Below are 23,876 nucleotides of genomic sequence, written 5' to 3'. Positions count from 1 at the left end.
CGGCGTGCGCAACGACCGCGCCCCGCTGGTTCTGCAGCAGCCGCTGCCACAGCCGCTCCGGCTCCGTCTCCGGGATCAGCACAGTGACCCGGGTGGCCGGCTCGCAGGCGGCCACCTCACGGACGTACGCGGCGATCGGGCGGCCCAGGCTGCGCCGCTCGCAGGTCAGCCGGACCAGCGGCACTCCCGGGTCCCAAGCGGCCCAGGCGCGCTCCAGGGCGTGCAGCTGGGTGCGGTCCTCCGGGTCCGGGTAGCAGACGGTCACCGCGCGGACCTCGTCGCCGAGGGAGGCGGCGGCCGTCAGGGCCTCGGAGGTGAGCCGGGACAGGGACGAGACGGGGACGATCACCAGGGAGCGGTCGCGGTGCGGGGCCTCGGGGATGCGGCCCAGGCCCAGCCGCTCGCCGATCCGGCCGTAGGCGCGGTGCACGGCGCCGAAGGCGGCGACCAGCAGCGGCAGCGCCACCACGATCAGCCAGGCGCCCTCCGTGAACTTGCTCGCGGTGACGACGACGGTCGCGACACCGGTGAGCAGCGCACCGAAGCCGTTCAGCAGCGCCTTGCCCTGCCAGCCCTTGCCGCGCTCCAGCCACCAGTGCCGGACCATGCCCACCTGGGCGATGGTGAAGCCGACGAACACCCCGATGGCGAACAGCGGCACCAGGGTGTTGGTGTCGCCGCCGGAGAAGACCAGCAGTGCCGCTGAGACCAGGGCGAGCGCGAGCACGCCGTGCCGGTGGACCTGCCGGTCGGCCTTCAGAGCGAAGACGTGCGGCAGGTAGTTGTCGCGGGCGAGGAGCTTCAGCAGGACCGGAAGGCCGCCGAAGGAGGTGTTCGCGGACAGCGCCAGCAGGATCATCGTCGCGAACTGGATCACGTAGAAAGCCCAGTTGTGGCCGAGCGAGGCGTCCGCGAGCTGGGCGAGGACGGTGACGCCCTCGACCGGCTGGAGGTGGAAGCGGGAGATCAGCACCGACAGGCCGATCAGCATCAGGCCGAGCACGGCACCGAGCGCGACTTCCGCGCGCTGGGCCCGCCGGACCCGGGGGACACGGAAGGAGGGGACGGCGTTGGCGATGGCCTCGACGCCGGTCAGGGCGCTGCACCCGGAGGCGAACGCCTTCAGCAGGAGCAGGGTGCCGACGCTGGTGGCGTTGTCCGCGAGGACCGAGGCGTGCCCCGCCGCGGTGGCCGTGCTCACCGGGGCGGACCGGAACAGACCGACGGCGATGAGGACGAAGATCGAGCCGACGAAGACGACCGTCGGCACGATGAACGCCTTCGCCGACTCCACGATGCCGCGCAGATTGACGCCCGTGATCAGCACCAGCACCGCCAGGCACAGCCACAGCCGGTCGTCGTACAGGCCCGGGAAGGCGGAGGTCAGGGCGGCCACGCCCGCGGTGACGGCGACGGCGACATTGAGGACGTAGTCCAGGATCAGCGAGGCGGCCGCCACCAGGCTGGTCCGCGCACCCAGATGCGTCTTCGCCACGGCGTACGAGCCACCGCCGTCCGGGAAGGCCGCGATGACCTGCCGGTACGACGCCACCAGCACCGCGAGCAGTCCGGCGATGGCCAGGGTGACCGGCAGGGTGAAGCCGAGGCCGTGGGCGCCCGCGGCGGCCAGGACCAGGACGATCGCCTCGGGGCCGTAGGCCACCGACGCCATCGCGTCCAGCGACAGCGCGGCAAGGCCGGTCACGGCGGTCAGGCGATGCCGCTCCTCGGTATCGGGCGGCTCTTCGTCGGCGGGCGCCGATCCCGGCTGCAGGGTCAGGACGGACATGGGTGGGTGCTCCTTCTTCCTTCAACCGCGCACGAGGGTTCAGGGGGCGCGCGGTGCACCCAGGTTGTGTCCGCTGCCGACCACGCCCGACCGGTCCTTGCGGCATCTTCGCGCCCAACCGTCCGACTTTGACGAGGCCTTGACGGGGCATAGTCAAAAACCACTGGATACACCTCAGAGTCGCGTCAAAATGGGCTGATCCCGCACTTCGGCTCCCTACCGTCGCGGCATGGAAGAGGCAGCGAACGACCGGAGCCGGGCGACCAGTTGGGAGACGATCAGACCCACCGCGAGCAGCAGGACCGCCGTTTCGACGTCGCCGGACGCGGTGATGTCGAACGTCTCGTACGGCCGGGTCGGGAAGCTGTGTCCGATTGCGGCTCCGCCGAGGGCGAACCAGGCCGCCGCCGACAGCGCCGCCACGACGCCCGCCGTACGGCTGCCCAGTGCGGCCACCGCGACGACCACGACCACGAGGATCAGCGCGGCGTTCGCCCGCGACAGATCCGTGCGCAGCGGCACCGGAGCGGCCGCCACCAGGAAGGGGGCGACGACGCCCGCCACCAGGGCGAGCCGGTCCCGCAGCGGCCGGGCCGCCGGCACCGGGCGTGCCCGTCCGGTGCGGTGCGGCCGGAATGTGCTGGTCTCGGTGCTCATCAGGCACCTCCTACGCTCTGCGCACCGTACGGGTGCGGGTTGTCCATCAGCCCGTGCTGTTCGGCGAAGGGCAGCGACACGACCATGGTCAGGCCGCCGCCCGGGGTGTCCTCGGGGGTGATGGTGCCGTTCATCGCCTCGGTCAGGCCGCGGGCGAGGGCGAGTCCGAGGCCGAGGCCGGTGGTGTTGTCGGTGTCGCCGAGCCGCTGGAACGGCTCGAAGAGGCGCTCCCGGCCGGCCTGCGGAAGTCCGGGGCCCCGGTCCACGATCCGCAGTTCCACCCGGCCCGCCAGCGCGCTGGCGGTGACCAGCACCTTCCGGCCGGGCGGGGTGTGCCGGGCGGCGTTGCCTGCGAGGTTGGCGATCACCCGCTCCAGCAGCGGCGGGTCGGCCAGCACCGCCGGTATCGCCTCCGTGTCCGCCACCTCGACGCCGGGGACGTCCGCCAGCGCCGTGGGCAGCACCTCCTCCAGGGAGGTGGCGCGCAGGTTCAGGGTGAGGACACCGGCCTCCAGGCGGCTGAGGTCGAGGAGGTTCTCGACCAGGCGGTTGAGCTTGGCCATGGACTCGTCGGCGGTGGCGAGCAGCTCCTCGCGGTCGGCGTCGGAGAACTGGATCTCGCTGCTGCGCAGGGAGGTGACGGCGGCCCAGCCCGCGGCGAGCGGGGTGCGCAGATCGTGGCCGACGGCCCGCAGCAGCGCCGTACGCATCCGGTCGGCGGCCTTGACGGGCTCGACCTCGGCCGCCGCCTCGGCCAGCCGGGCCCGCTCGACCGCGGAGCCGACATGCGCTGCGAACGCGGCCAGCACCCGCCGCTCGGAGGAGGACAGGGCACGCCCGCGCAGCACCAGATGGGCTCCGGGGCCCGCCGGTACGGCCGTCGCGTCCCCCGTGTCGGGCGGCTCGTCCACCAGTTCCGCCGACTCCATCCCGAAGGTCTCCTTGGTGCGTTCCAGCAGCGCCGGGATGGTCGCGCCGCCGCGCACGATGGTGCCGGCCAGGGACGACATGGTCTCGGCCTCGGCGGTGGCCCGCGCCGAGCGCCGGGACAGCCTCAGGGAGCGGTCGACGACTCCGGCCACCGTGGCCGCGACGACCACGAACACCGCGAGGGCGAGCAGCGCGTTCGGATCGTCGAGCGTGAACGCTCCGATCGGCGGGATGAACCAGTAGTTCAGCAGCAGCGACGCCGTGATCGACGCGATCACCGCGGAGGTGACCCCGCCTATGCAGGCCACGCCCACCACGGCGAGCAGGAACAGCAGCGCCTCGCTGGTCAGGTTCAAGGTCCCGCGCACCTGGGCGAGGGCGATCGTCAGCAGCACCGGGAGCACGAGACCGGCCACCGGTCCGGCGATCAGGCGCGCGGTGGACAGGGTGCGCCGCCGGGAGGGCAGCAGGGTGCCGCGTCCGGCGCGCTCGTGGGTGACCCGGTGGACGTCGATGTCGCCGGACAGCTCGGTGACGGTCTCGCCGGTGCCGGGCCCGGTGATGAACCGTTCCAGCCGTCCCCGGCGGCTGGTGCCGAGGACCAGCTGGGTGGCGTTCTCGGCGCGGGCGAACTCCACCAGCGTCGTCGCGATGTCGTCGCCGACCACCGAGTGGTAACTGCCGCCCAGGTCCTCGACCAGCCGGCGCTGCCGGGCCAGCGAGGCGTGCGAGACACCGGCGGCCAGGCCGTCGCTGCGGGCCACGTGCACGGCGAGCAGGTCGCCCCCGGCGGAGCGGGCGGCGATCCGTGCGGCCCGCCGGATCAGCGTGTCCCCCTCGGGCCCGCCGGTGAGCGCGACGACCACCCGTTCGCGTGTCTCCCACACCCGGCCGATGCCGTGCCGGATGCGGTACTCCTGCAGCGCCTCGTCGACCCGGTCGGCCACCCACAGCAGCGCCAGCTGGCGCAGCGCGGTCAGGTTGCCGGGCCGGAAGTAGTTGGCGAGGGCCGCATCGATCTTCTCTGGCGCGTAGATGTTGCCGTGCGCCATGCGGCGGCGCAGCCCCTCGGGCGGCATGTCGACCAGTTCCACCTGGTGGGCACGGCGGACGATGTCGTCGGGCACCGTCTCGTGCTGGGGCACGTGCGTGATCTTCTCGACCACGTCGTTCAGGGACTCCAGGTGCTGGATGTTCAGCGCGGTGATCACGTCGATGCCGGCCGCGAGGAGTTCCTCGATGTCCTGCCACCGCTTGGGGTTGCGTCCGCCGCCCGGGACGTTGCTGTGGGCGAATTCGTCCACGATCGCGACCTGCGGGCGGCGGGCCAGCACGGAGGCCAGGTCCATCTCCTCGAACTCACCGCCCCGGTAGGCGCACCGGGCCCGCGGGACGATCTCCAGGCCGTCCAACATGGCCTCCGTGCGGGGCCGCCCGTGGCACTCGGCGAAGCCCACCACCACGTCCGCCCCGCGGGCGGCACGGCGTCGCCCCTCGTCGAGCATCCGGTAGGTCTTGCCGACTCCCGGGGCCGCCCCGAGGTAGACCTTCAGTCGTCCGGGCCGTACGTCACTCATCGTCGCCGACGCACTCCGCTCACTGGCTCAACTCCCTCGGGAGAGCGGTTCACTGCTCCTAAGGAAGCCTTTTCGGGCGCCGGACGGTGCCGCTGTTAGCGGTTCCTTGGCACCGGTCCCGGGGACCTTGACACTGTCTTGACGTGCGAGGGCCGGATAGGGTGAAAGCGGTGTGCCGGGAAGTCTGGTCGGCGGGGAGCCATGGTGGCTCCCGTGGAGCCCCAGGGGGACGGCATGCGCAGCGTCGGGACGGTTCTCTCATTGGTCATACTGGCCACCGTCGTGGCGACCTTCGCCCGCCGGTGGCGCATTCCCGCGCCGTCCCTGCTCGTCGTCGCCGGTCTCGCCGTGGCCCTGCTGCCGGGCACCCCGCAGATCGAGATCAGCCCCGAGATCATCGGGATGGTCGTGCTGCCGCCCCTGCTGTACGCGAGCGCGGAGGACATGCCCTGGCGGGAGCTGCGGGCGGTGTGGAAACCGGTCGGGATCCTCGCCGTAGGGCTGGTACTCGCCTCGGCCGCGGCCGTGGGCGCGGTGGCCGCCGCGCTGACGCCGCTGTCGTGGCAGATGGCACTGGTGCTGGGCGCGGTGCTGGCGAGCACCGACCCGGTGGCGGTGACCGCGCTCGGGCGCAGGCTGGCGCTGCCGCCGAAGGTGCAGGTCCTCGTCCAGGCGGAGAGCCTGTTCAACGACGCGACCTCGCTGGTGCTGGTCCGGGTGGCGGCGGGCATCGCGGTCGCGTCGGCGGCGGCGGACTGGGGCGCGGCGGGCGGCGAGTTCCTGGTGCTGGCGGGCGGCGGCACGGTGATCGGCGCCGCGGTGGCGGGAGTGGTGGCCCTGATCCGGCGACGCACCGAGGAGCCGGTGCTGGAGACGGTGATCGCACTGGTCACCCCCTACGCCGCGTATCTGCTGGCGGAGGCGGCGCACACCTCCGGGGTGACCTCGTGCGTGGTGGCCGGGGTGGTCCTGGGCGGCCGGGGCGACCGGCTCACGAACGCCCGCATCCGGCTTCAGCTGCACGCGGTGTACGGCACGGTCGTGTTCCTGCTGGAGAGCGTGGTCTTCTCGCTGATAGGGCTGGCGCTGCCCGCGCAGGTGCGGGCACTGGCCGACGGCGGCCGGGCCTGGCCGCTGTACGCCCTCGCCGTCGCCGCCACGCTGATCGCGGTACGTCTGCTGTGGCTGGCGCCGCTGTCGGCGGTCGTCCAGCGCAGGGGCGGAGTCGGCCGCATGAACTGGCGGGTGCCAATGGTCCTGACCTGGGCGGGTACGCGCGGAGTGATGCCGCTGGCCGCCGCCCTGTCCCTCCCGGAGCTCGCCCAGGACGGCTCGCCGCTGGCGGACCGCCCCCTGGTGCTGGTCCTGACCACCTCGGTGGTGGTGGTCACGCTCGTCGTCCAGGGTTTCACCCTCGCCCCGGTCGTGCGGCGCTCCGGCATCGCCCTGGAGCCCGCCCACACCGAACGCGAGGAGGTCGAGGCGCGCTCCCGTCTCGCCCATGCCGGGCTGGCCCGGCTGGAGGAGCTGGCGGAGCTGGAGGCCGTGCCGGACGTCGTCCTGGACCGGCTGCGCCGCGGCCTGAGCGCCCGGCTGGAGGACGCCCGCGACCGCCTCGCCGAGAGCACCGGCACGGCCGCGGCCGCCGAGTCCGCCGACCTGGTCTACCGCCAGCTGCGCCGTGACCTGATCACCGTCGAGACGGAGGAACTACAGCGCCTCTACGACACCCACCGCATCAGCGACACCACCCGCCGCCGCCTGCAGCGCTCCCTGGATCTGGAGGAGGCCCGGCTGGCGGACGCCTGACGGCCGGGGATCAGCGGAACTCCGCCAGCCGCGGCCGCAGACCGAGTGCGGTCAGGAGCATCGACGCGAGCAGCAGGGCGGCCGCCCAGGGCAGGAGTTCGTCCACCGCCGAGCGGCCCGCCCGCACCGACGCGCCGAAGTGGGCGCGGTTGATGTCCTGCACCTTGTCGAGCGCCGCCATCCAGGTGCCGAAGTGGGCGTTGGAGGTGCCGGGCTCCCAGCCCATGCAGAACTCGGTGGCCTCCCGTTCCTGGCCGGTCGCCACCAGCGAGCGGATCTTGCGGTCGTCGTGCTCGTAGACGGCGTACGCCCGTACGGTCCGCTCCGCCGCGGTGCGCTCCCCGGGGAAGGTGATGTTGTCCAGCTCGCGCCGGAACTCGCCGGTGAAGCGCAGGTCGTGGTGGTCGGTCTCGTACAGCTGCCAGGTGGCGGCCAGCTCGCGGTCGTAGGTGGCGAGGGTCGCGTCCTGGATGCCGTACAGCTTCTGGGACTTGGCGAGGAACGCGCTCTCGTACCGGTCCCGGCGCTCCTTGTCGAGCAGGTAGCGGCTCTCGTCGGCGTTGGCGCCGTAGGCGACGGCCCGGGCCCGGGAGAGCGCGACGACGGAGTCGAAGGCGTCGCGGCGGGCGGCGCGCAGGTTCTCGGACGACGAGGCGAGCAGCTGTGCGCCGAGGACCACCGCGAGCAGGGCGCACACGGTGGCGGCGAGGACGCCGGGGTTCAGGATCCGGTGGAAGCTGCGGGTCAGGTACCACTGCAGAAGGCCGAGCGCGGCGAGCAGGAGAACGCCGAGCACGACGACGGCGGCGAGCCGGCCGGCCAGGGTGGAGCGGGCGGCGCCGTACTCCCGGTCGAAGGCGCGGTCGTTCGAGGACACCAGCGTGCGGGACTCGGGGAGCAGCCTGCTCTGCAGCAGGTCCGTCGCCCTGCGGTAGTCGACCAGGGCGGACGCCTTGCCGCCGGCGCGCCCGTCGTTCTCCAGGGCGCGTCCGATCAGCTCCTGGTACTCGGCGAAGTCGTCGGTCAGGCTCTCCACGGTCTTCTCGTCGGACCGGTCCCCCTGGGCCGCGACGGCGAGCGTCCGAAGGTCGTGCCCGATCTCCCGCCGGGCGTCGCCGTAGAAGCCGACGGCCTTCTCGTACGGTGTCCGCAGCCGCCCTTTGCCCGCATCACCGTTGGACAGCAGGATGTTGGCGGCCTGCGCGTCCATGTCGTTCAGGGCGAGGTTGAGGTCGGCGGCGCTGGTGGTGCGCGGTGCGTCCCGTCCGGCCACGCTGTCCCAGGTGCCGTTCGCGGCCGGCCCGGCGACGGTCAGCAGGGCGGCGACGGCGGTGGCGAGCAGGAGCGTGGCCGCGCGCAGAAGACGCAGCCGTGCGGGCACGGTGGCCCGAAAACGGCGGCGCCGAGCGGCCCGCGCGGCCACGGCCTGTCCCCGAGAGCGCGGCTCCGGACTCGGCTCGCCCGTCCGCGAACCCCCGCGTCTCCGCGGTCCGGAACTGCCCTCAGGCGGGTCGGCCCTCCCCTGCCGTGGCGATGCGCCCCCTTCGGTCCGAGGACCCTGCGCTGTTCCGGCCGTGAGAGTCACGGTCCCTCCAACGTCACGCCACGGACGGTCGCCCGTCCCCCGTTGCCGATCAGTCTGCGACCCGATCGAGCCACCGACGGTCGGCATTGACGCGTCCCTGATGGTTGCTCAGCTCGGTTTGACGGCATCTTGACGGCGGCTGCGAGGGCGCCGAACGGGTGCCGCAAATACCGCACGCATACGGCCGGTTGATGCCGCGGGCGGCGTTGGATTCGCTGTCGGCCGTCACTGGGGCCGCGGGCGTCAGCGGCCCCACCCGACCGGTGGAGTCCTCACTCCGCAGTGGCGCGAAGGCGGTCAGGTGCGTGTCCCGGGACAGGCACCCGCGCACGACGTCCTCTTCGTCCCGACGCCGACGTCGGTGCGCCCCCGTGCGGTGCCGGGGCCCCGGCACCGCACGGGCCCACGGCCACAGTCCCTGTCCGCCCTCAAGGCACGAGGGTGTCCATGCTTCCCGCTGCCCCCGAGAAGACTCCGGCTTCCGTCTGGTCCGCGAGTATGTGCACCACGCGGTCGGCGGCCCGGTGGCGAGCCGTCGCCTCAGCGCGTAGCGGGAGGCTCAGACCCGCAGCCGGTAGGGGAGCATGCAGACCACCACGTCGGTGCGGGCCCGCAGTACGGTCGCCAGCAGCAGGCCCCGCTGGTTCTGCAGGATCTCGTAGCGGCGGTGGCGGGGTTCGACCTCGGGGATCAGCACAGCGACCTGCCGTCCGTCCCGGGCCGCGTGCTGCACGTACTCGACCATCGGCTGGGCGAGTGAGCGGTGCGGGCTGTCGATGATGTCGAGACGTACTCCCGGGTTCCAGCGTGCCCACGTCTCCTGCAGGGCGCGGGTCTTGGCCGGGTCGTTGTGGACGGCGACGGCGACCACCTCGTCGCCCAGCGCGAGGGCGGCGCCGAGGGCGTGCCGGGCGAGCTTGCTGACGTCTCCGAGCGGGACGATCACCAGGCTGCCGGGGCGGGGATCGGGCGGGTCGGGGACCCGGCCGAGACCGAGTTCCTCACCGACGGCCGTGTAGTAGCGCTCGATCCGGGAGAACAGCAGCATCAGCAGCGGTACGGCGATGACGACCACCCAGGCGCCCTCCAGGAACTTGGTGAACAGCAGGATGAGCCCGGCCAGGCTGGTGAGCGCCGCCCCGGTGCCGTTGACGAGCGCACGGCGCTTCCAGCCCCGGGGCCGCTGGGTGGCCCAGTGCCGTACGAGGCCGAGCTGGCTGAGGGTGAAGCCGATGAACACGCCGATCGCGAACAGCGGGATCAGCCGGTGGGTGTCGGCGTCGGACGCGATGAGCAGCAGCGCGGCCAGCAGGGCCAGCGCCACCACTCCGTACCGGTAGACGGGCCGTTCGGCGCGCAGCCCGAACAGGTGGGGCAACCGGTGGTCGCGGGCCAGCAGGCTCATCAGCACCGGCAGCCCGCCGAAGCTGGTGTTCGCCGCGAGCAGCAGAACCAGGGTGACGATCAGGTTGGTGGCGTAGTACGCCCAGCCGTCGCCGTAGGCACCCGCGGTGAGCTGGGCCAGGACGGTGACGCCTTCGCGCGGGGCGACGTGGTGGCGCCGGATCAGCACGGCGAGCCCGATCAGCATCAGACCCAGCAGTGCGCCCAGCATGAACTCGGTCCGCTGGGCGCGCCTGACCCTCGGGGTGCGGAAGGTGGGCACCGCGTTGGCGATGGCCTCCACGCCGGTCAGCGCCGAACAGCCGGACGAGAACGCCTTGAGGACGAGCAGCAGGCCCAGGGTCTCGTGCGCCTGGACGGGCTGCGCGGTGCCCACCACGGCCGCCGGATGGGAGCGGAGGAGGCCGAGGGCGATGACACCGAGGACGGCCATGACGAACAGCACGGTGGGGAGCATCAGCACCCGGGCGCTCTCGGCCACACCGCGCAGGTTCACGGCCGTCAGCAGCGCGAGGCCGACCAGACACACCAGCAGCTTGTCCCGGGCCAGGCCGGGGAAGGCGGAGGCCAGGGCGTCGGCCCCGGCGGTGAGGCTGACGGCGACCGTCAGGACGTAGTCGACGACCAGGCTGGCCGCGGCGAGCAGGCTGGAGGTCGCGCCAAGATCCTTCTTGGCCACCGCGTAGGCGCCTCCGCCGTCCGGGTGTACGGCGATGACCTGGGCGTACGACACCACGAGCGCCGCGAGCAGGAAGGTGATCGCCAGCGTGATCGGCAGGGTGGCGGTCAGCGCCCCGGTGCCGGCCGCGACCAGCGCCAGCACGATGGCCTCGGGGCCGTACGCCACCGAGCTGAGCGCGTCGAGCGACAGCGCGGACAGGCCCTCCAGGCTGGTGAGACGGTGCTTCTCCCCCTCGCCCGGGCGCAGCGGGACCCGCGGTTTCACCTCACGACGTGCCAGGCCATACGCCATCGGGACCTCACCCACGGACGGCAGGACGGTCCGGACCAGTCTCCACGCGAGACGGTCGCAGGGCGCCCCGGGATCGGCCGTCCGCGTGTGTCCCCTGTGTCCTGAGGGACACGAGTCACCCCATGAATCCGCTGAGAATGTGTGCAGGAGTGCCACATGGGCCGCACACAGTCTTCCGAAAGGCTCGTTAGCGTTGCTGGCCGCTCTCCCCCACGTGCGGACGTGGCCAGGCCCCCGGCCGAGGTCGCAGGCGCCGTCGACTCAGGAAGACCACACATGGACTACTGCTCCTCGTGCCGTCGGCGTCTGAACGGCGCCCTGGTGTGTCCCGGGTGCGGCGCCTACGCTCCGGACATCGCTCCCCCCACCCTCATACCGGCGGCCGGTACTCCGGCACAGGCGGCCGCGGCACCCGCGCCCTGGTACGACGACGGTCTCCTGGACGACCCGGCGCCGGCCCACCTGGACGAGACCGCGTCCGGCGACGCGGAGGCCGCGCCCGCAGCTCCGCAGGGACGGGCGGCCCGACGCCGCCAGCTGGCCCGCTGGAAGAAGAACAAGCGCCGCGCCGCGGTCGCGTCCGCCGTCGCGCTCGTCGGCGGCGGGCTCACCCTGGCCGCGATGGAGGGGCAGTCCCCCGACCGGGCCCAGGCGGCCTCGGCCCCGGACAACCGGACCATGGGCGCCACGGACGGTCAGACCGACCCGGGTACCCCTCCGGCCTCGGCACCGGCCCGCCACCACCGGTCCCCGCGCACCGCGGCCCCGGCCCACGCCCAGCGGCCCGCGGCCGGCACCCCCCACGGCCAGAACGCCGCCACCGCCCCGCGGACCACCCTGCCGAACACCCACCCGGACGCCGCGGCCGCTCCTGTACCCGCGCAGACGCCGGCCGCGCACCAGCAGACCGCCGCCCCCGCTGCCGGTGGCACCGGCACGGTGGTCCAGCAGCCGTCCGCCCCGGCCGCCACCCCCACCCCCACGCCTTCGGCCGGCGGCGGAACGGGCTCGGGCACGCCCGCGACGAGCCCCTCCCCGGCAGCGACCTCGCCGTCCCAGATCTGCGTGCTCGTGCTCTGTCTCGGCTGACCGGGCGAGGCGGTCGCCTCAGTTGTTCCAGGTCTCGTCGTACGGGTCGTGCGGCGTCGGGACCGGCTTCGCGGCTGTGACCTTCAGGTAAGGGATCGGGCCGTTGTTGACGGGGTCGTGGGTCAGCCCGGGGCGGTAGGTGCCCGTGACCTCCAGCCAGGCGTCCGGTTGCAGGACCGGGGGCAGCTTGCCGGCCAGGGCGATCTTCACCGGCTGGGCGTCCGCCGCACAGCAGTTGAGGGCCATGCGCACCAGGTAGGGCGCGCCTGAGTGGTCCAGGGCCAGGAAGCCGGTGACGCGGACGGGGCGGCCGTGCAGGGAACGGCCGTGGTCGTAGGCCGCGCGGGAGGCGTAGTCGACCACACTGAGCGGCACCGGGTCCCCGGCGGGCAACGTGCCGTAGCCGTACGGCTGTTGCAGTGCGGTGCCGGTGCGCAGGGCGCTGTAGGAGCCCAGGGCCGGCGGGGCGACGAGGATGAGGGAGAGCAGGGGGAGGACCAGGAGCCAGGAGATACGTGGCTCCGGGTGTGCGTGGCCGGCGTGCGCGTGGCCGGGGTCCACGGAGTCGGCGGCGTCGGCCTTGGCCGCCCTGGCGCGCTTGCGCTCGTACCACGCCGTTGCCAGCGCCGCCGCGATCAGGACCGCTCCCGAGGCCAGCAACAGCGGCTGCAGGCCCGCCTTGACGTAGCGCAGATAGAGATCCGTGGCGCCCGCGTGCAGCAGGGCCGCTCCCAGCAGGAACATGACCGCCGCCTGGGCCTGCCGGTTCACAGCAACACCGTCCCGGTCACTACGGCACCCGTGATGGCCAGCGCGAACGTGGCGGGGGCGAAGCGCAGCGCGAACGTACGGCCGAAGGTGCCGGCCTGCATCGCGAAGAGCTTGAGGTCGATCATCGGGCCCACCACCAGGAACACCAGCTTGGCCGTCAGCGAGAACTGGGTGAGGGAGGCCGCGACGAACGCGTCCGCCTCCGAGCAGATGGACAGCAGTACGGCGAGCACGGCGAGGGCGAGGACGGACACCAGGGGGTTGTCGGCCGCCGTGCGCAGCCAGGTCGCCGGGGCCACCGCCTTCAGCGTGGCCGCGGCCATCGCGCCCAGCACCAGGAAGCCGCCCGCGTGCATGGTGTCGTGCCTGACCGAGTTCCAGAACGCCTCGGCCCTGGTCGCGCCCTCGTGCGCGCCGTGGGCCGGCGGGCGCAGCCAGTCCGTGCGGCCCAGGCGCTGCCACAGCCAGCCCATCGCGCAGGCCACGAGGAGGCTGGCGAGGAACCGGGCCAGGACCATCTCCGGGTTGCGGGGGAAGGCGACGGCCGTGGCGGTCAGCACGATCGGGTTGATAGCGGGGGCGGAGAGCAGGAAGGCCAGAGCCGCCGCCGGGGTCACCCCCCTGCGCACCAGCGCGCCGGCCACCGGGACCGAGGCGCACTCGCAGCCCGGCAGTACCGCGCCCGCCAACCCGGCCACCGGTACGGCCAGGGCGGGCCGGCTCGGGAGGGCACGGGCGAAGAAGGAGGGGGGCACGAAGACCGCGATCGCCGCCGACAGCAGGACCCCGAGGACGAGGAACGGCAGCGCCTGGACCGTCACGGCCACGAACACCGTCATCCAACTCTGCATCAGCGGCGTGCCGAGGGCCCCGCGGATCGGGGACTGGGCGAGCACCGCCAGCAGCAGGGTCATGGTGAGGATCAGAGGGGAGCTGAGCTTCCGGCCCTCGTGACCCTCCCGGCCCGGCGGTTCGCCGGGCGGAGGCGTCAAGTCCCGCTCGGTGGCGCCGGACGGGGCGTCTTCGGTGATGGCCACGGGTGGGTACCTCCGGCTAGTGCTCCCTCTCCCTCCCCATCAGTACGCGACCGCGGGTACAGCTGTTCACCACGTCGCTGGAACCACCTGTCTTCTTGGGGCAGTCTTTTCCCTTGTGGCGAGCGTTCCGAATCAAGGTGGGCCAGGCGCCCCGGTGGCGCACATGGTGGTGTGCGGTGACGACGGGCTCGCGCACCGGCTGGCCGCCGAGTTGCGCGGAGTCCACGGCGAGCAGGTCACCCTCGTGGTACCGCCCAATGAGCGCACGGCACGGCCCCCGGTGGTCGGGCGGGCCCGCGCCGCCTCGGCCGCGCTGCTCGACCGGGTGGTCAACGCCGCCGTCGGACTGGGCGGAGGCAACGGCGGCAACGGCACCGCCGCGCACGGCGGTACCGGCGGCACCGCCCACCGTCCCGACGGCGAACGGGTGTTGGAGGCCGCCGACCTCACGGAGGCCGTGCTCGCCGAGGCCGGCGTGGAGCGGGCCGCCGCGCTGGCGCTCGTCCATGACGACGACGAGACCAACATCCGCGCCGCCCTGACCGCCCGTCGGCTCAACCCGCGCCTGAGGCTCGTCCTGCGCCTGTACAACCGGAGGCTGGGTCAGCACATCGAGGAACTCCTGGACCAGACCGCCGCGTTGGCCTCCGGCGAGCGGGCGGACGGCGGTCCGGAGGCGTCGACGACCGTGCTGTCCGACGCCGACACCGCGGCGCCCGCGCTGGCCGCCTCCGCCGTCGCCGGCACCACCAAGGTCGTACAGACCGACAGTCTGCTGCTGCGGGCCGTGGAACGAGTGCCGTCCGGGGACGGCCGGGTCGCCGGTCCGGGCCTGTGCACTCTGGCCCTGCTCTCGGCCACCGGCCCGGATCCCTCCGGGGCGGACGGGCCCGAGGGCAGCGGGGAACAGGGGCCCCGGCTGCTGCCGGACGACGAGGAGGTGCGACAGGCCGCCGGGCGGGCCGCCGTGGTGCTGGAGCAGGTGTCCTCCTCCGGTGGGCCGGCGTCGGCCGCGGCCGGGCGGGGGGTAGGGGTCGTACCGCCGCTCACCTCCCTCTTCTCGCGGCGGCTGCGCTGGTCGCTGGCCGGGATCGTGGGGTGTGTGGTCGCGCTCGCCGTCGCACTGTGGGTGGTCACCGGGATCCATCCGCTCGGGGCCTTCTATCTGACGCTGCTGGACCTGTTCGCGATCGACGATCCGGCGCTCGGGGCGCCTCTGGGGCGGCAGATCCTCCAACTCCTGTCCGGACTGGTCGGGTTGCTGTTGCTGCCGGTGCTGCTGGCGGCGGTGCTGGAGGCGCTGGGCACCTTCCGGAGCGCCTCCGCGCTGCGGAAGCCGCCGCGCGGGCTCGGCGGACATGTGGTGCTGCTCGGGCTGGGGAAGATCGGCACGAGGGTGCTGACCCGGCTGCGGGAGCTGCACATTCCCGTGGTCTGCGTGGAGTCCGACCCGGAGGCACGGGGGCTGGCCACCGCGCGGCGGCTGCGGGTGCCGGTGGTGCTGGGGGATGTCACGCAGGAGGGGGTGCTGGAGGCGGCGAAGATCCACCGGGCGCATGCGCTGCTCGCGGTGACCAGCGCGGACACCACGAATCTGGAGGCGGTGCTGTACGCGCGGTCGGTGCGGCCGGATCTGCGGGTGGTGCTGCGGCTGTACGACGACGACTTCGCCACCGCGGTGTACCGGACGCTGCGGGCCGCTCACCCGCAGGCCTCCACACGGAGCCGGAGCGTGTCGCACCTCGCCGCCCCGGCGTTCGCGGGGGCGATGCTGGGGCGGCAGGTGCTGGGGGCGATCCCCGTGGAGCGGCGGGTGCTGCTGTTCGCCGCGGTCGAGGTGGCCGGGCATCCGGAGCTGGAGGGGCGGAGCGTGGGAGAGGCCTTTCGGGCCGGGGCCTGGCGGGTGCTCGCGGTGGAGGGGCGTGCCGAGGTGCCCGGTGACTATGTGCTGCGCAAGGGGGACCGGGTCGTGGTTGCCGCCACTCGCCGAGGCCTGGCCGAGCTGGGCTGACCCGTCCGGGGGGCTCCGCCCCCCGGACCTCCGTGTCGCACCCGGCCGAGCCGGCGCCTCACACCCCGCCCAGGTGCCGCTCCGCGAACTCCATCTCCAGTCTCACCTGCTTGATCCGCTCGTCCACGACCAGTGAGCCGTGGCCGGCGTCGTAGCGGTACACCTCGTGGGACGCGCCCCGGGCCTCCAGGCGCTTGACGTAGTTGTCGATCTGGCGGATCGGGCAGCGGGGGTCGTTGACACCCGCCGAGATGTACACCGGGGCTTTGACCTGGTCGACGTAGGTCAGCGGGGAGGACGCCTCGAAGCGTTCCGGGACCTCCTCCGGGGTGCCGCCCAGGAGGGTGCGGTCCATGGCCTTCAGGGACTCCATCTCGTCGTGGTACGCGGTGACGTAGTCCGCGACCGGCACGACCGCGACGCCCACCGCCCAGGCCTCCGGCTGGGTGCCGACGCCGAGGAGGGTGAGGTAGCCGCCCCAGGAGCCGCCGGTGAGGACCAGGCGCTCGGGATCGGCGAGGCCGGAGGAGACCGCCCAGTCGCGGACCGCGGCCACGTCCTCCAGCTCGATCAGGCCGACCCGGTGCTTCAGGGCGTCCGTCCAGGCGCGGCCGTACCCGGTGGAGCCGCGGTAGTTGATGCGGATCACCGCGTAGCCGTGGTCCACCCAGGCGGCCGGGCCCGCGGCGAAGGAGTCGCTGTCGTGCCAGGTCGGGCCGCCGTGCAGGTCGAAGACCACCGGAAGCGGGCCGGTGGCGCCGGCGGGCTTCTGGATCAGGGCGTGGACAGGGCCGCCGGGGCCGTCCACCCACACGTCCTCGACCGGCACGGACGGCGGACACTTCATGCCGGGCGGGTCCAGGACCACCTCGCCCGTCGTGGAGCGGACCGCCGGCGGCTCGGCCGCGGAGGACCAGAGGTACTCCACGCTGCCGTCGGGGCGGGCCGTCGCTCCGGAGACCGTGCCGGGCGGGGTGGGGATGCGGGTCAGCTCGTGCCCGGCCAGGTCGTAGCGGAACAGTTCGCTGCGGGCCTTGTGGCTGTGGGCGACGAGCAGGGCGCTGCCGTCGGGGAACCACTCGGCGCTGACGTCACCCGGCAGGTCGAGGGCCAGGTCCGTCTCCTCGCCCGTCGCCACGTCCCACACCAGGGGCTCCCAGCGGCCGCGGCGCTGGTGGCCGATGAGCAGGCGGGTGTCGCCGTCGACGGGCGCGAACCCGAGGACCTCCAGACCCAGCTCCTCGGTGCCGCCCTTGGTGTCGTCCAGCTCGGCGACCGCCGTGCCGTCCGGGCGCAGCACGCGCAGAGCCCCGTGCATGGCGTCGCCGTGCTCGGTGTGCTCGATCGCGATCAGGGAGCCGTCGTAGGAGAGGTCGCCGACGCCCGCCGACTCGCGGTGCCGGTAGATCTCGACCGGGTCCTCGCCCTGGCGCGCGAGGTGGATGGTGCTGCCCTCGTCGTCCGTCGAGCGGCCGACCACCGCCATGCGGCCGTCGCGGGCCAGGCCCAGGCCGGCCGGGTAGGAGGGTTCGAGGCCGGGCACGGCGGTCTCGTCCGCACCGCCGCCGAAGGGCTGGCGGCGCCAGACGCCGAACTCGTCGCCGTCCTTGTCGTCGAACCACCAGATCCACGCGCCGTCCGGGGAGACCACACCGTCCGTCGTGCCGTTCGGCCGGTCCGTCGCCTGCCGCTGCTCGCCCGTCGCCCGGTCCCAGGCGTACAGCTCGTACGTGCCCGTCGCGTTCGATACGAACAGGGAGCGGTCCGGCGCGTCCTCCGCCCAGTCGGGCAGCGAGACGCGCGGCGCCCGAAAACGCTTCTCCCAGTCCGGCATGTCCGGTGTGTCCGGCGTCCTGCTGTCACTCATGGCCCCAGTCATGCGCCCATACTGCCTGGTCCCACCCACAATTCGCTGGCCGGTGCACCCAGCCTGTGGACAACTTCCCGATCACGACCACCGAGTCCGCACACACGTGCGTGAAACAGCGGAGCCGATCTCGCCCCCGGACCGGCACCCGGCAACCGGGACCCGGCACCGGCGCCGTACCGTGGGGGCGTGTACCGGTTTCTGCTGACACCCCGCTGGTGGGGCATCAACGTCTTCGTGCTGCTCGCCATCCCGTTCTGCGTCTTCATGGGGACGTGGCAGCTGAGCCGGTTCGAGGGGCGGGTGCAGGACCACCGCGCTGCGACCGAGCAGGCCGCCTCCGACCGGCACGAGACAGCCCGGCCGCTGGCCGGGATGCTGCCCGTCGACAAGAACACCTCGGGCCGCCGGGTCACCGCCGGCGGACGCTACAGCACGCAGCTCCTCGTACCGGACCGGGAACTGGACGGCAGGCGCGGCTTCTACGTGCTGACGCTGCTGCGCACCGACTCCGGCAGGGCCCTGCCCGTGGTGCGGGGCTGGCTGCCCGGCAACGCGGACCCGGCCAAGGTGCCCGCAGCACCGGCCGGCGAGGTCACGGTCACGGGCGCACTGCAGGCCTCCGAGACCCCGGGGGACAACGGGGTCAGCGCGGAGGGCGGGCTGCCGACCGGGCAGACGGCGGCGATCAGCTCGGCCTCGCTGGTGAACCTGGTGCCGTACAAGCTGTACGACGCCTGGGTCACCCTCGACAAGGCCGACGCGGGGATGACGGCCGTGCCCGCGACCGCGCCGGCCGGCAGCGGTCTCGACCTGAAGGCCTTCCAGAACCTCGGCTACACCGGGGAGTGGTTCGTCTTCGCGGGCTTCGTGGTCTTCATGTGGTTCCGGCTGCTGCGCCGCGAGGTGGAGTTCCAGCGGGACGCGGCGCTCGGTCTGGTGCCGGAGCAGGAGAACGCCTCCACCCCGACCACCGTCTGATCCGGTCGGAGGGCTACGCCCCCGCAAGCACTCCGGTGTAGTACACCGTCCCCGCGCAGGCGTTCGGGACCGTCGCCGACACCGCGGGCGAGCCCCCCTCGGCGGAGTGGGTGACCAGGACGCTGCCGTCGGCCGTCCCGCCGTCCTCGGTGACGAGCTGGGTGGTGGTGCCCGACGAGGTGCCGGTGTCCGTTCCCCCGTTCGCGCTCGCGTCCTGGGTCGGCGTCGGGTCCGGCGACGGGTCGGTGCCGCCGTCCGAGCCGCCGGTGGGGGTGCCGCCCCCGGTGGGAGGACAGGTCTCGGAGGGAACGAAGGCGAACTTCTCCTCGTAGGCCGCACCCGGCTGCAGGGTCAGCGCCACGACCTCCAGGGAGGGGTCGGGCAGGGCGGCCGCCGCGTCTCCGGACACATGCCGGGCGCCGAGGACCTTGGCGGGATCCGCGGCCCCCTGGGCCGCGACGACGACCGTGCCCGCGCCGCCGACGGTGCAGCTGGCGGTGGAGGTGTTGGTGACGCGGAAGGTGCCGTAGACGACACCCGCGATGTCGGGCGCGTCGACGGTCTGCGTGGCGGAGCCCAGCTGGGCCGCCGTGCACACCGGGGCGCCCGCGGCCACGGTGGCGGACGGGTCGGCGCCGCCGGACGAGCCGGTGCCGTTGCCCTCGGTCTTGCCGTGCTCACCGCCTTTGCTGCTGTCCTTGCCGTGCCCGGGGGTCTTGCCCTGGGAGCCGCCGACGCTGCTGGAGCCGCCGTCCGGGCCCTTCCCCTGGGTGGCGCCGCCCTGTGCCTGGGACGTCTGCCCGGCCATGGCGGTGTTGGGGTCGGTGCCGCCGGAGTTCGAGACGTGGATGAGGGCCGGGACCGCGGTGCCGATGAACAGGGCGGCGGCCGCCATGCCGACGGCGGCCTGGCGCTTGCGCGCCCGCCGTGCCGGCACCGCGCGGCGCAGACGGTCCAGCGTGCCGGTGCGCGGTTCGATGTCGTCGACCGCCGAGTGCAGTATCCGGCGCAGGGCCAGCTCGTCCGTGTCGAGCCCGTCGAGGCCCGGGCCGAGCCCCTCGGGGCCCTTTTCATCGGGGCCGTGGTTCACAGTTCCGTTCCCAGCGTGCGATTGCGTGTGCTCTTGCTCGTGCTGATGTGTCGGTTCGTGCCAGGCGTAGGGCTCATGGCGTTCATGGGAGTGGCGTTCATGGGAATCGCCCCCTTCGGCTTGCTCGCTCATGCCGATGCCTCCATGGCCACCCGCAGCGCGGCGATGCCCCGAGAGCCGTACGCCTTCACCGAGCCCAGCGAGACACCGAGCGTCTCGGCGACCTGGGCCTCGGTCATGTCGGCGAAGTAGCGCAGGACCAGGACCTCGCGCTGGCGGCGCTGCAGGCCCTTCATCGCCTTGATGAGGTCGCGCCGCTCCAGCTGGTCGTAGGCACCCTCCTCCGCGCTCGCCATGTCGGGCATGGGCTTGGAGAGGAGCTTCAGGCCGAGGATGCGGCGGCGCAGGGCGGAGCGGGACAGGTTGACGACCGTCTGCCGCAGGTAGGCGAGGGTCTTCTCGGGGTCACGGACGCGCTTGCGGGCCGAGTGGACCCGGATGAAGGCCTCCTGGACGACGTCCTCGCAGGAGGCGGTGTCGTCGAGGAGGAGCGCGGCGAGACCGAGGAGCGAACGGTAGTGCGCCCGGTAGGTCTCGGTGAGGTGGTCGACGGTCGTGCCGACGACAGCGGCGGCCGTATCGTCCGCGGTGGCCGCGATGTCTTCGGAGCCGTCACGCTGGCTGGGTATGCGGGCGGGCCGCGCTGCGGGCATGGGCGCGATCACCGGCATGCCGCCGGGCATGCGGGGCCGGAGCGCCGCACGGGGCGGGCGGAGCGCCGCGGTGCCGCGGGCCGCACTGAGTTCGAGTACCTCTGCCACGCCTGTTGGACACGTCTACCCCCGCCAGGGTTGTACGTGCCGGGCGTCACATGTGCGACAACCGACGGTGCCTCAAGTGCCGTCATGCGTCCCGCTCTTCCCCTATATCCCATTTTGAACAGGCGTCCCCACGCCCCGATCGCGGCGTCCCCACGCCAGGATCCCCACGTCCCACGCCCCGCAAGGGTGACCGCAAAGACGCTCCCCGCCCCCCGCGTGGTTGCGGGGGGCGGGGAGCAAAATCCTCTGCTGCCGAGGTTCAAGGTTCAAGTGGTTTGGACCATGGTTCCGGCCACATTTCTTGCATGGATTCTACAAACGTCCTACACGCGGGAGCCGGGGTCTCCCCTCATCTCAGCCGCCACCAGCTCCGCGATCTGCGCGGTGTTGAGCGCGGCGCCCTTGCGCAGGTTGTCTCCGCAGACGAAGAGTTCCAGCGCGGTCGGGTCGTCCAGAGCCCGCCGCAGCCGCCCGACCCAGGTGGGATCGGTGCCCACCACGTCGGCGGGCGTCGGGAACTCACCGGCGGCGGGGTCGTCGCAGAGCACCACCCCGGGCGCGGTGGCGAGGATCTCGCGGGCGCCGTCGACGGTCACCTCGCCCTGGAAGCGGGCGTGGACGGTGAGCGAGTGCGTGGTGATCACGGGCACCCGCACACAGGTCACGGCGACCGGCAGGTTCGGCAGCCCGAGGATCTTGCGGGACTCGTCCCGCACCTTCATCTCCTCCGACGACCAGCCGTCCTCCCTGAGCGACCCCGCCCACGGGACGACGTTCAGCACGACCGGCTCCGGGAAGGGCCCGGTGTCGTCCCCGACGGCCCGCCGTACGTCACCGGGCTTGGTCCCCAGTTCGGTCCCGGCGACCATGGACAGCTGGGCCCGAAGCGTCTCCACGCCGGCCCGGCCCGCCCCGCTCACCGCCTGGTACGACGACACCACCAGTTCGCGCAGCCCGAACTCGGCGTGCAGCGCGCCGAGGGCGACGATCATCGACAGGGTCGTGCAGTTGGGGTTGGCGACGATCCCGCGCGGCCGGCGCCGCACCGTGTGCGGATTGACCTCGGGTACGACGAGCGGCACCTCCGGGTCCATCCGGAAGGCGCCCGAGTTGTCCACGACGACGGCACCGCGCTCGGCGGCGATCGGCGCCCACTGCGCGGCGACCTCGTCGGGCACGTCGAACATCGCGATGTCGACCCCGGTGAAGGCGTCCTCCGTCAGGGCCACGACCTCGACCTCCTCCCCGCGCACGGCCAGCTTGCGGCCGGCCGAGCGCGGGGAGGCGATCAGACGGATCTCTCCCCAGATGTCCGCGCGCTGGGACAGGATCTGGAGCATGACCGCGCCGACGGCCCCGGTCGCTCCCACGACCGCGAGCGTCGGCTTTCCGGTCGGTGCCATCAGCGGCCCGTGCCTCCGTAGACGACGGCCTCGTCGGTGTCGGAGTCGAGCCCGAAAGCGGTGTGCACGGCGCGTACGGCCTCCGGCACGTCGTCGGCGCGGGTGACCACCGAGATACGGATCTCGGAAGTTGAGATCAGCTCGATGTTCACGCTCGCGTTGCTCAGCGCCTCGAAGAAGGAGGCGGTGACGCCCGGGTTGGTCTTCATGCCGGCGCCGACGAGCGAGATCTTGCCGATCTGGTCGTCGTAGCGCAGCGAGTCGAAGCCGATGCCGGGCTTGTTCCTCTCCAGCGCGTCGATGGCCTTGCGGCCCTCGGTCTTCGGCAGCGTGAAGGAGATGTCGGTCAGCCCGGTGGAGGCCGCCGACACGTTCTGCACGACCATGTCGATGTTGATCGCGGCATCGGCGATGGTCCGGAAGATCGCGGCGGCCTCGCCCGGCTTGTCCGGCACACCGACGACCGTGATCTTGGCCTCGGAGGTGTCGTGCGCGACACCGGAGATGATGGCCTGCTCCACCTTCTTGTCCCCTTGCTCGATCGGCTCGCTGCTGACCCACGTGCCCTGCAGCCCACTGAAGGACGAGCGGACGTGGATCGGGATGTTGTAACGGCGGGCGTACTCCACACAGCGGTGGAGCAGCACCTTGGAACCGGAGGCCGCCAGCTCCAGCATGTCCTCGAAAGAGATCCAGTCGATCTTCCGGGCCTTCTTCACCACACGCGGGTCGGCGGTGAACACGCCGTCGACGTCGGTGTAGATCTCGCAGACCTCGGCGTCGAGCGCGGCGGCCAGCGCCACGGCGGTGGTGTCGGACCCACCGCGTCCCAGCGTGGTGATGTCCTTCTTGTCCTGGCTGACGCCCTGGAACCCGGCGACGATCGCGATGTTGCCCTCGTCGAGCGCCGTCCGGATCCGGCCCGGCGTGACGTCGATGATCCGGGCTTTGTTGTGGACCGAGTCGGTGATGACGCCTGCCTGGCTACCGGTGAACGACTGCGCCTCGTGGCCCAGGTTTTTGATCGCCATGGCCAGCAGAGCCATGGAGATACGCTCTCCGGCGGTCAGCAGCATGTCGAACTCCCGGCCGGCAGGCATCGGCGAAACCTGCTCGGCGAGATCGATCAGCTCGTCCGTCGTGTCGCCCATCGCGGAAACGACGACAACCACCTGGTTGCCGTTCTTCTTCGCTTCCACGATCCGCTTGGCGACGCGCTTGATGCCCTCGGCATCGGCTACGGAGGAACCTCCGTACTTCTGCACGACAAGGCCCACGTGCGCTCCTCGCTCGGTTCGTTTGTGTCGGCTCAGTCTAACGAGCGTCCGAAATCCACCCTCCTGCTCCCGGATGGTGAGACGTCGGGTCGCTCGCTTCCGAACCTGCCCAGCGCGTGCCACGCCACGCGGAAAGTGCCCCGGCTCACAGTGACCACGGTGAGTCAGGTTTCATGCACGGATTTCGTGCACGGGTTTCATGCACGGGCGACGAAGTACGGAGAGCGCCGCCACTCCTCACGGCCCACGGCGGACAGCGGCGGCTTCCACAGCCGGACCCCGTTCCGGCGCTCCCACCCCAGGGCGGTCCACCTGGTGTGAACGACACCGAGAGCCAGGATCAGCTGCCAGCCAAGACCGAAGAGAGGCCAGTGAAGGAGGTAGGCACCCCCGAGTGTCGCGATCAGAACGAACGCCGCCACGCGTACCCGCCCCCGCCGCAGATGCCGGCGCTGCTCCGCGCCCTGCCGCAGGATCGCAGGATCGTCGACCGGCACGGCGGCCCGGAAAGCACGGAGCAGTCGCGGCCTGGCGACCAGCAGATTGACGGTCCACAGCAGGACGAGAACTGCAGTGCCCACGACCTGCAGGCGCCCTGTGAACCCGGAGAGCCCGAGATCATCGACGGTGGCGAGGACCAGCACGTCCGCGGCCACCCCCGCCACGATCCCCGTCAGGCACTCCCCCAGCTCGGCGTCGACCACCCGCACGAGCACGGCACGGCTCATCGACGCCTTCGCCTCCCTCATGCCAACGGGGCTCCATGGAACCAGGAGTCGGAGCCTCGCGCGCGCAAGTTCCCAGG

Annotated in this window: 17 protein-coding genes; 4 read left to right on the top strand and 13 right to left on the bottom strand. The window is 72.7% G+C overall.

Going from position 1 to position 23,876, the window contains the following annotated elements:
- The 3 genes from ACIRU3_RS41450 to ACIRU3_RS41440 form a co-directional block, all read right to left on the bottom strand.
- Positions 1–1,789, bottom strand: a 1,789-nt coding sequence (locus ACIRU3_RS41450; RefSeq protein ID WP_404068345.1) for an APC family permease, incomplete at its 3' end; no start/stop codon positions are given.
- Positions 1,790–2,005: 216 nt separating this feature from the next.
- Positions 2,006–2,446: a DUF4118 domain-containing protein gene (locus ACIRU3_RS41445; protein WP_404068343.1), complete on the bottom strand. Its 441-nt coding sequence runs from the start codon at positions 2,444–2,446 to the stop codon at positions 2,006–2,008.
- Positions 2,446–4,953, bottom strand: a complete 2,508-nt coding sequence (locus tag ACIRU3_RS41440) for an ATP-binding protein (protein ID WP_404068341.1) — start codon at positions 4,951–4,953, stop codon at positions 2,446–2,448. Before ACIRU3_RS41440 ends, ACIRU3_RS41445 begins: the two co-directional genes overlap by 1 nt.
- 234 nt (positions 4,954–5,187) lie before the next feature.
- Here ACIRU3_RS41440 and ACIRU3_RS41435 point away from each other — a divergent pair, with 234 nt between their 5' ends.
- The gene (locus tag ACIRU3_RS41435) at positions 5,188–6,762 is read left to right on the top strand and encodes a Na+/H+ antiporter (RefSeq protein WP_404068351.1); all 1,575 of its coding nucleotides are present in this window, start codon (positions 5,188–5,190) and stop codon (positions 6,760–6,762) included.
- 10 nt (positions 6,763–6,772) lie between these two features.
- Here the strand turns inward: ACIRU3_RS41435 and ACIRU3_RS41430 are convergent, their stop codons facing one another.
- Positions 6,773–8,185 (bottom strand): hypothetical protein, encoded by a 1,413-nt coding sequence (locus ACIRU3_RS41430; protein ID WP_404068338.1) that lies wholly within the window; start codon positions 8,183–8,185, stop codon positions 6,773–6,775.
- A 721-nt stretch (positions 8,186–8,906) separates the two neighbouring features.
- The gene (locus ACIRU3_RS41425; RefSeq protein WP_404068334.1) at positions 8,907–10,724 is read right to left on the bottom strand and encodes an APC family permease; all 1,818 of its coding nucleotides are present in this window, start codon (positions 10,722–10,724) and stop codon (positions 8,907–8,909) included.
- A 276-nt stretch (positions 10,725–11,000) separates the two neighbouring features.
- Here ACIRU3_RS41425 and ACIRU3_RS41420 point away from each other — a divergent pair, with 276 nt between their 5' ends.
- On the top strand, positions 11,001–11,813 hold the full coding sequence (locus ACIRU3_RS41420; protein ID WP_404068331.1) for a hypothetical protein: 813 nt from the start codon (positions 11,001–11,003) through the stop codon (positions 11,811–11,813).
- Positions 11,814–11,831: 18 nt separating this feature from the next.
- On the opposite strand, the gene ACIRU3_RS41415 is transcribed toward ACIRU3_RS41420, so the two are convergent.
- Positions 11,832–12,584: a TIGR03943 family putative permease subunit gene (locus ACIRU3_RS41415; RefSeq protein ID WP_404068328.1), complete on the bottom strand. Its 753-nt coding sequence runs from the start codon at positions 12,582–12,584 to the stop codon at positions 11,832–11,834.
- Positions 12,581–13,621, bottom strand: a complete 1,041-nt coding sequence (locus ACIRU3_RS41410; RefSeq protein ID WP_404068325.1) for a permease — start codon at positions 13,619–13,621, stop codon at positions 12,581–12,583. The genes ACIRU3_RS41415 and ACIRU3_RS41410 overlap by 4 nt, the downstream gene beginning before the upstream one ends.
- Positions 13,622–13,784: 163 nt before the next feature.
- Here ACIRU3_RS41410 and ACIRU3_RS41405 point away from each other — a divergent pair, with 163 nt between their 5' ends.
- Positions 13,785–15,632: an NAD-binding protein gene (locus ACIRU3_RS41405; protein WP_404068348.1), complete on the top strand. Its 1,848-nt coding sequence runs from the start codon at positions 13,785–13,787 to the stop codon at positions 15,630–15,632.
- Positions 15,633–15,690: 58 nt separating this feature from the next.
- Here ACIRU3_RS41405 and ACIRU3_RS41400 read toward each other — a convergent pair whose 3' ends face one another.
- Positions 15,691–17,499 carry a S9 family peptidase gene (locus tag ACIRU3_RS41400; protein WP_404068322.1) on the bottom strand — a complete coding sequence of 603 codons (1,809 nt, stop codon included), beginning with the start codon at positions 17,497–17,499 and terminating at the stop codon, positions 15,691–15,693.
- A gap of 189 nt (positions 17,500–17,688) precedes the next feature.
- Here ACIRU3_RS41400 and ACIRU3_RS41395 point away from each other — a divergent pair, with 189 nt between their 5' ends.
- A complete protein-coding gene (locus ACIRU3_RS41395) occupies positions 17,689–18,480 on the top strand; it encodes an SURF1 family protein (protein ID WP_404068319.1) in 792 nt (263 codons plus the stop codon).
- Between the two features lie 13 nt (positions 18,481–18,493).
- Here ACIRU3_RS41395 and ACIRU3_RS41390 read toward each other — a convergent pair whose 3' ends face one another.
- The 5 genes from ACIRU3_RS41390 to ACIRU3_RS41370 form a co-directional block, all read right to left on the bottom strand.
- Positions 18,494–19,570, bottom strand: a complete 1,077-nt coding sequence (locus ACIRU3_RS41390; protein WP_404068316.1) for a hypothetical protein — start codon at positions 19,568–19,570, stop codon at positions 18,494–18,496.
- A 128-nt stretch (positions 19,571–19,698) separates the two neighbouring features.
- Positions 19,699–20,391: a SigE family RNA polymerase sigma factor gene (locus ACIRU3_RS41385; RefSeq protein WP_404068314.1), complete on the bottom strand. Its 693-nt coding sequence runs from the start codon at positions 20,389–20,391 to the stop codon at positions 19,699–19,701.
- A gap of 323 nt (positions 20,392–20,714) precedes the next feature.
- Positions 20,715–21,794, bottom strand: a complete 1,080-nt coding sequence (locus tag ACIRU3_RS41380) for an aspartate-semialdehyde dehydrogenase (RefSeq protein ID WP_404068311.1) — start codon at positions 21,792–21,794, stop codon at positions 20,715–20,717.
- Positions 21,794–23,071 (bottom strand): aspartate kinase, encoded by a 1,278-nt coding sequence (locus ACIRU3_RS41375; RefSeq protein ID WP_404068308.1) that lies wholly within the window; start codon positions 23,069–23,071, stop codon positions 21,794–21,796. Before ACIRU3_RS41375 ends, ACIRU3_RS41380 begins: the two co-directional genes overlap by 1 nt.
- A 197-nt stretch (positions 23,072–23,268) precedes the next feature.
- Entirely contained in the window at positions 23,269–23,820 is a 552-nt protein-coding gene (locus ACIRU3_RS41370; protein WP_404068304.1) for a hypothetical protein, read from the bottom strand.
- Between the last annotated feature and the right edge of the window lie 56 nt (positions 23,821–23,876).

This window comes from Streptomyces sp. NPDC101151 (assembly GCF_044768335.1).
Taxonomy (GTDB): Bacteria; Actinomycetota; Actinomycetes; order Streptomycetales; family Streptomycetaceae; genus Streptomyces.
This window is presented reverse-complemented; position numbering and strand designations above follow the sequence as displayed.

Excerpts from the sequence above, each read along its gene's own strand:
- ACIRU3_RS41445 (WP_404068343.1), bottom strand. The coding sequence starts at position 2,446 with ATGAGCACCGAGACCAGCACATTCCGGCCGCACCGCACCGGACGGGCA.
- ACIRU3_RS41440 (WP_404068341.1), bottom strand. The coding sequence starts at position 4,953 with ATGAGTGACGTACGGCCCGGACGACTGAAGGTCTACCTCGGGGCGGCC.
- ACIRU3_RS41435 (WP_404068351.1), top strand. The coding sequence starts at position 5,188 with ATGCGCAGCGTCGGGACGGTTCTCTCATTGGTCATACTGGCCACCGTC.
- ACIRU3_RS41425 (WP_404068334.1), bottom strand. The coding sequence starts at position 10,724 with ATGGCGTATGGCCTGGCACGTCGTGAGGTGAAACCGCGGGTCCCGCTG.
- ACIRU3_RS41420 (WP_404068331.1), top strand. The coding sequence starts at position 11,001 with ATGGACTACTGCTCCTCGTGCCGTCGGCGTCTGAACGGCGCCCTGGTG.
- ACIRU3_RS41405 (WP_404068348.1), top strand. The coding sequence starts at position 13,785 with ATGGTGGTGTGCGGTGACGACGGGCTCGCGCACCGGCTGGCCGCCGAG.
- ACIRU3_RS41400 (WP_404068322.1), bottom strand. The coding sequence starts at position 17,499 with ATGAGTGACAGCAGGACGCCGGACACACCGGACATGCCGGACTGGGAG.
- ACIRU3_RS41380 (WP_404068311.1), bottom strand. The coding sequence starts at position 21,794 with ATGGCACCGACCGGAAAGCCGACGCTCGCGGTCGTGGGAGCGACCGGG.
- ACIRU3_RS41370 (WP_404068304.1), bottom strand. The coding sequence starts at position 23,820 with ATGAGGGAGGCGAAGGCGTCGATGAGCCGTGCCGTGCTCGTGCGGGTG.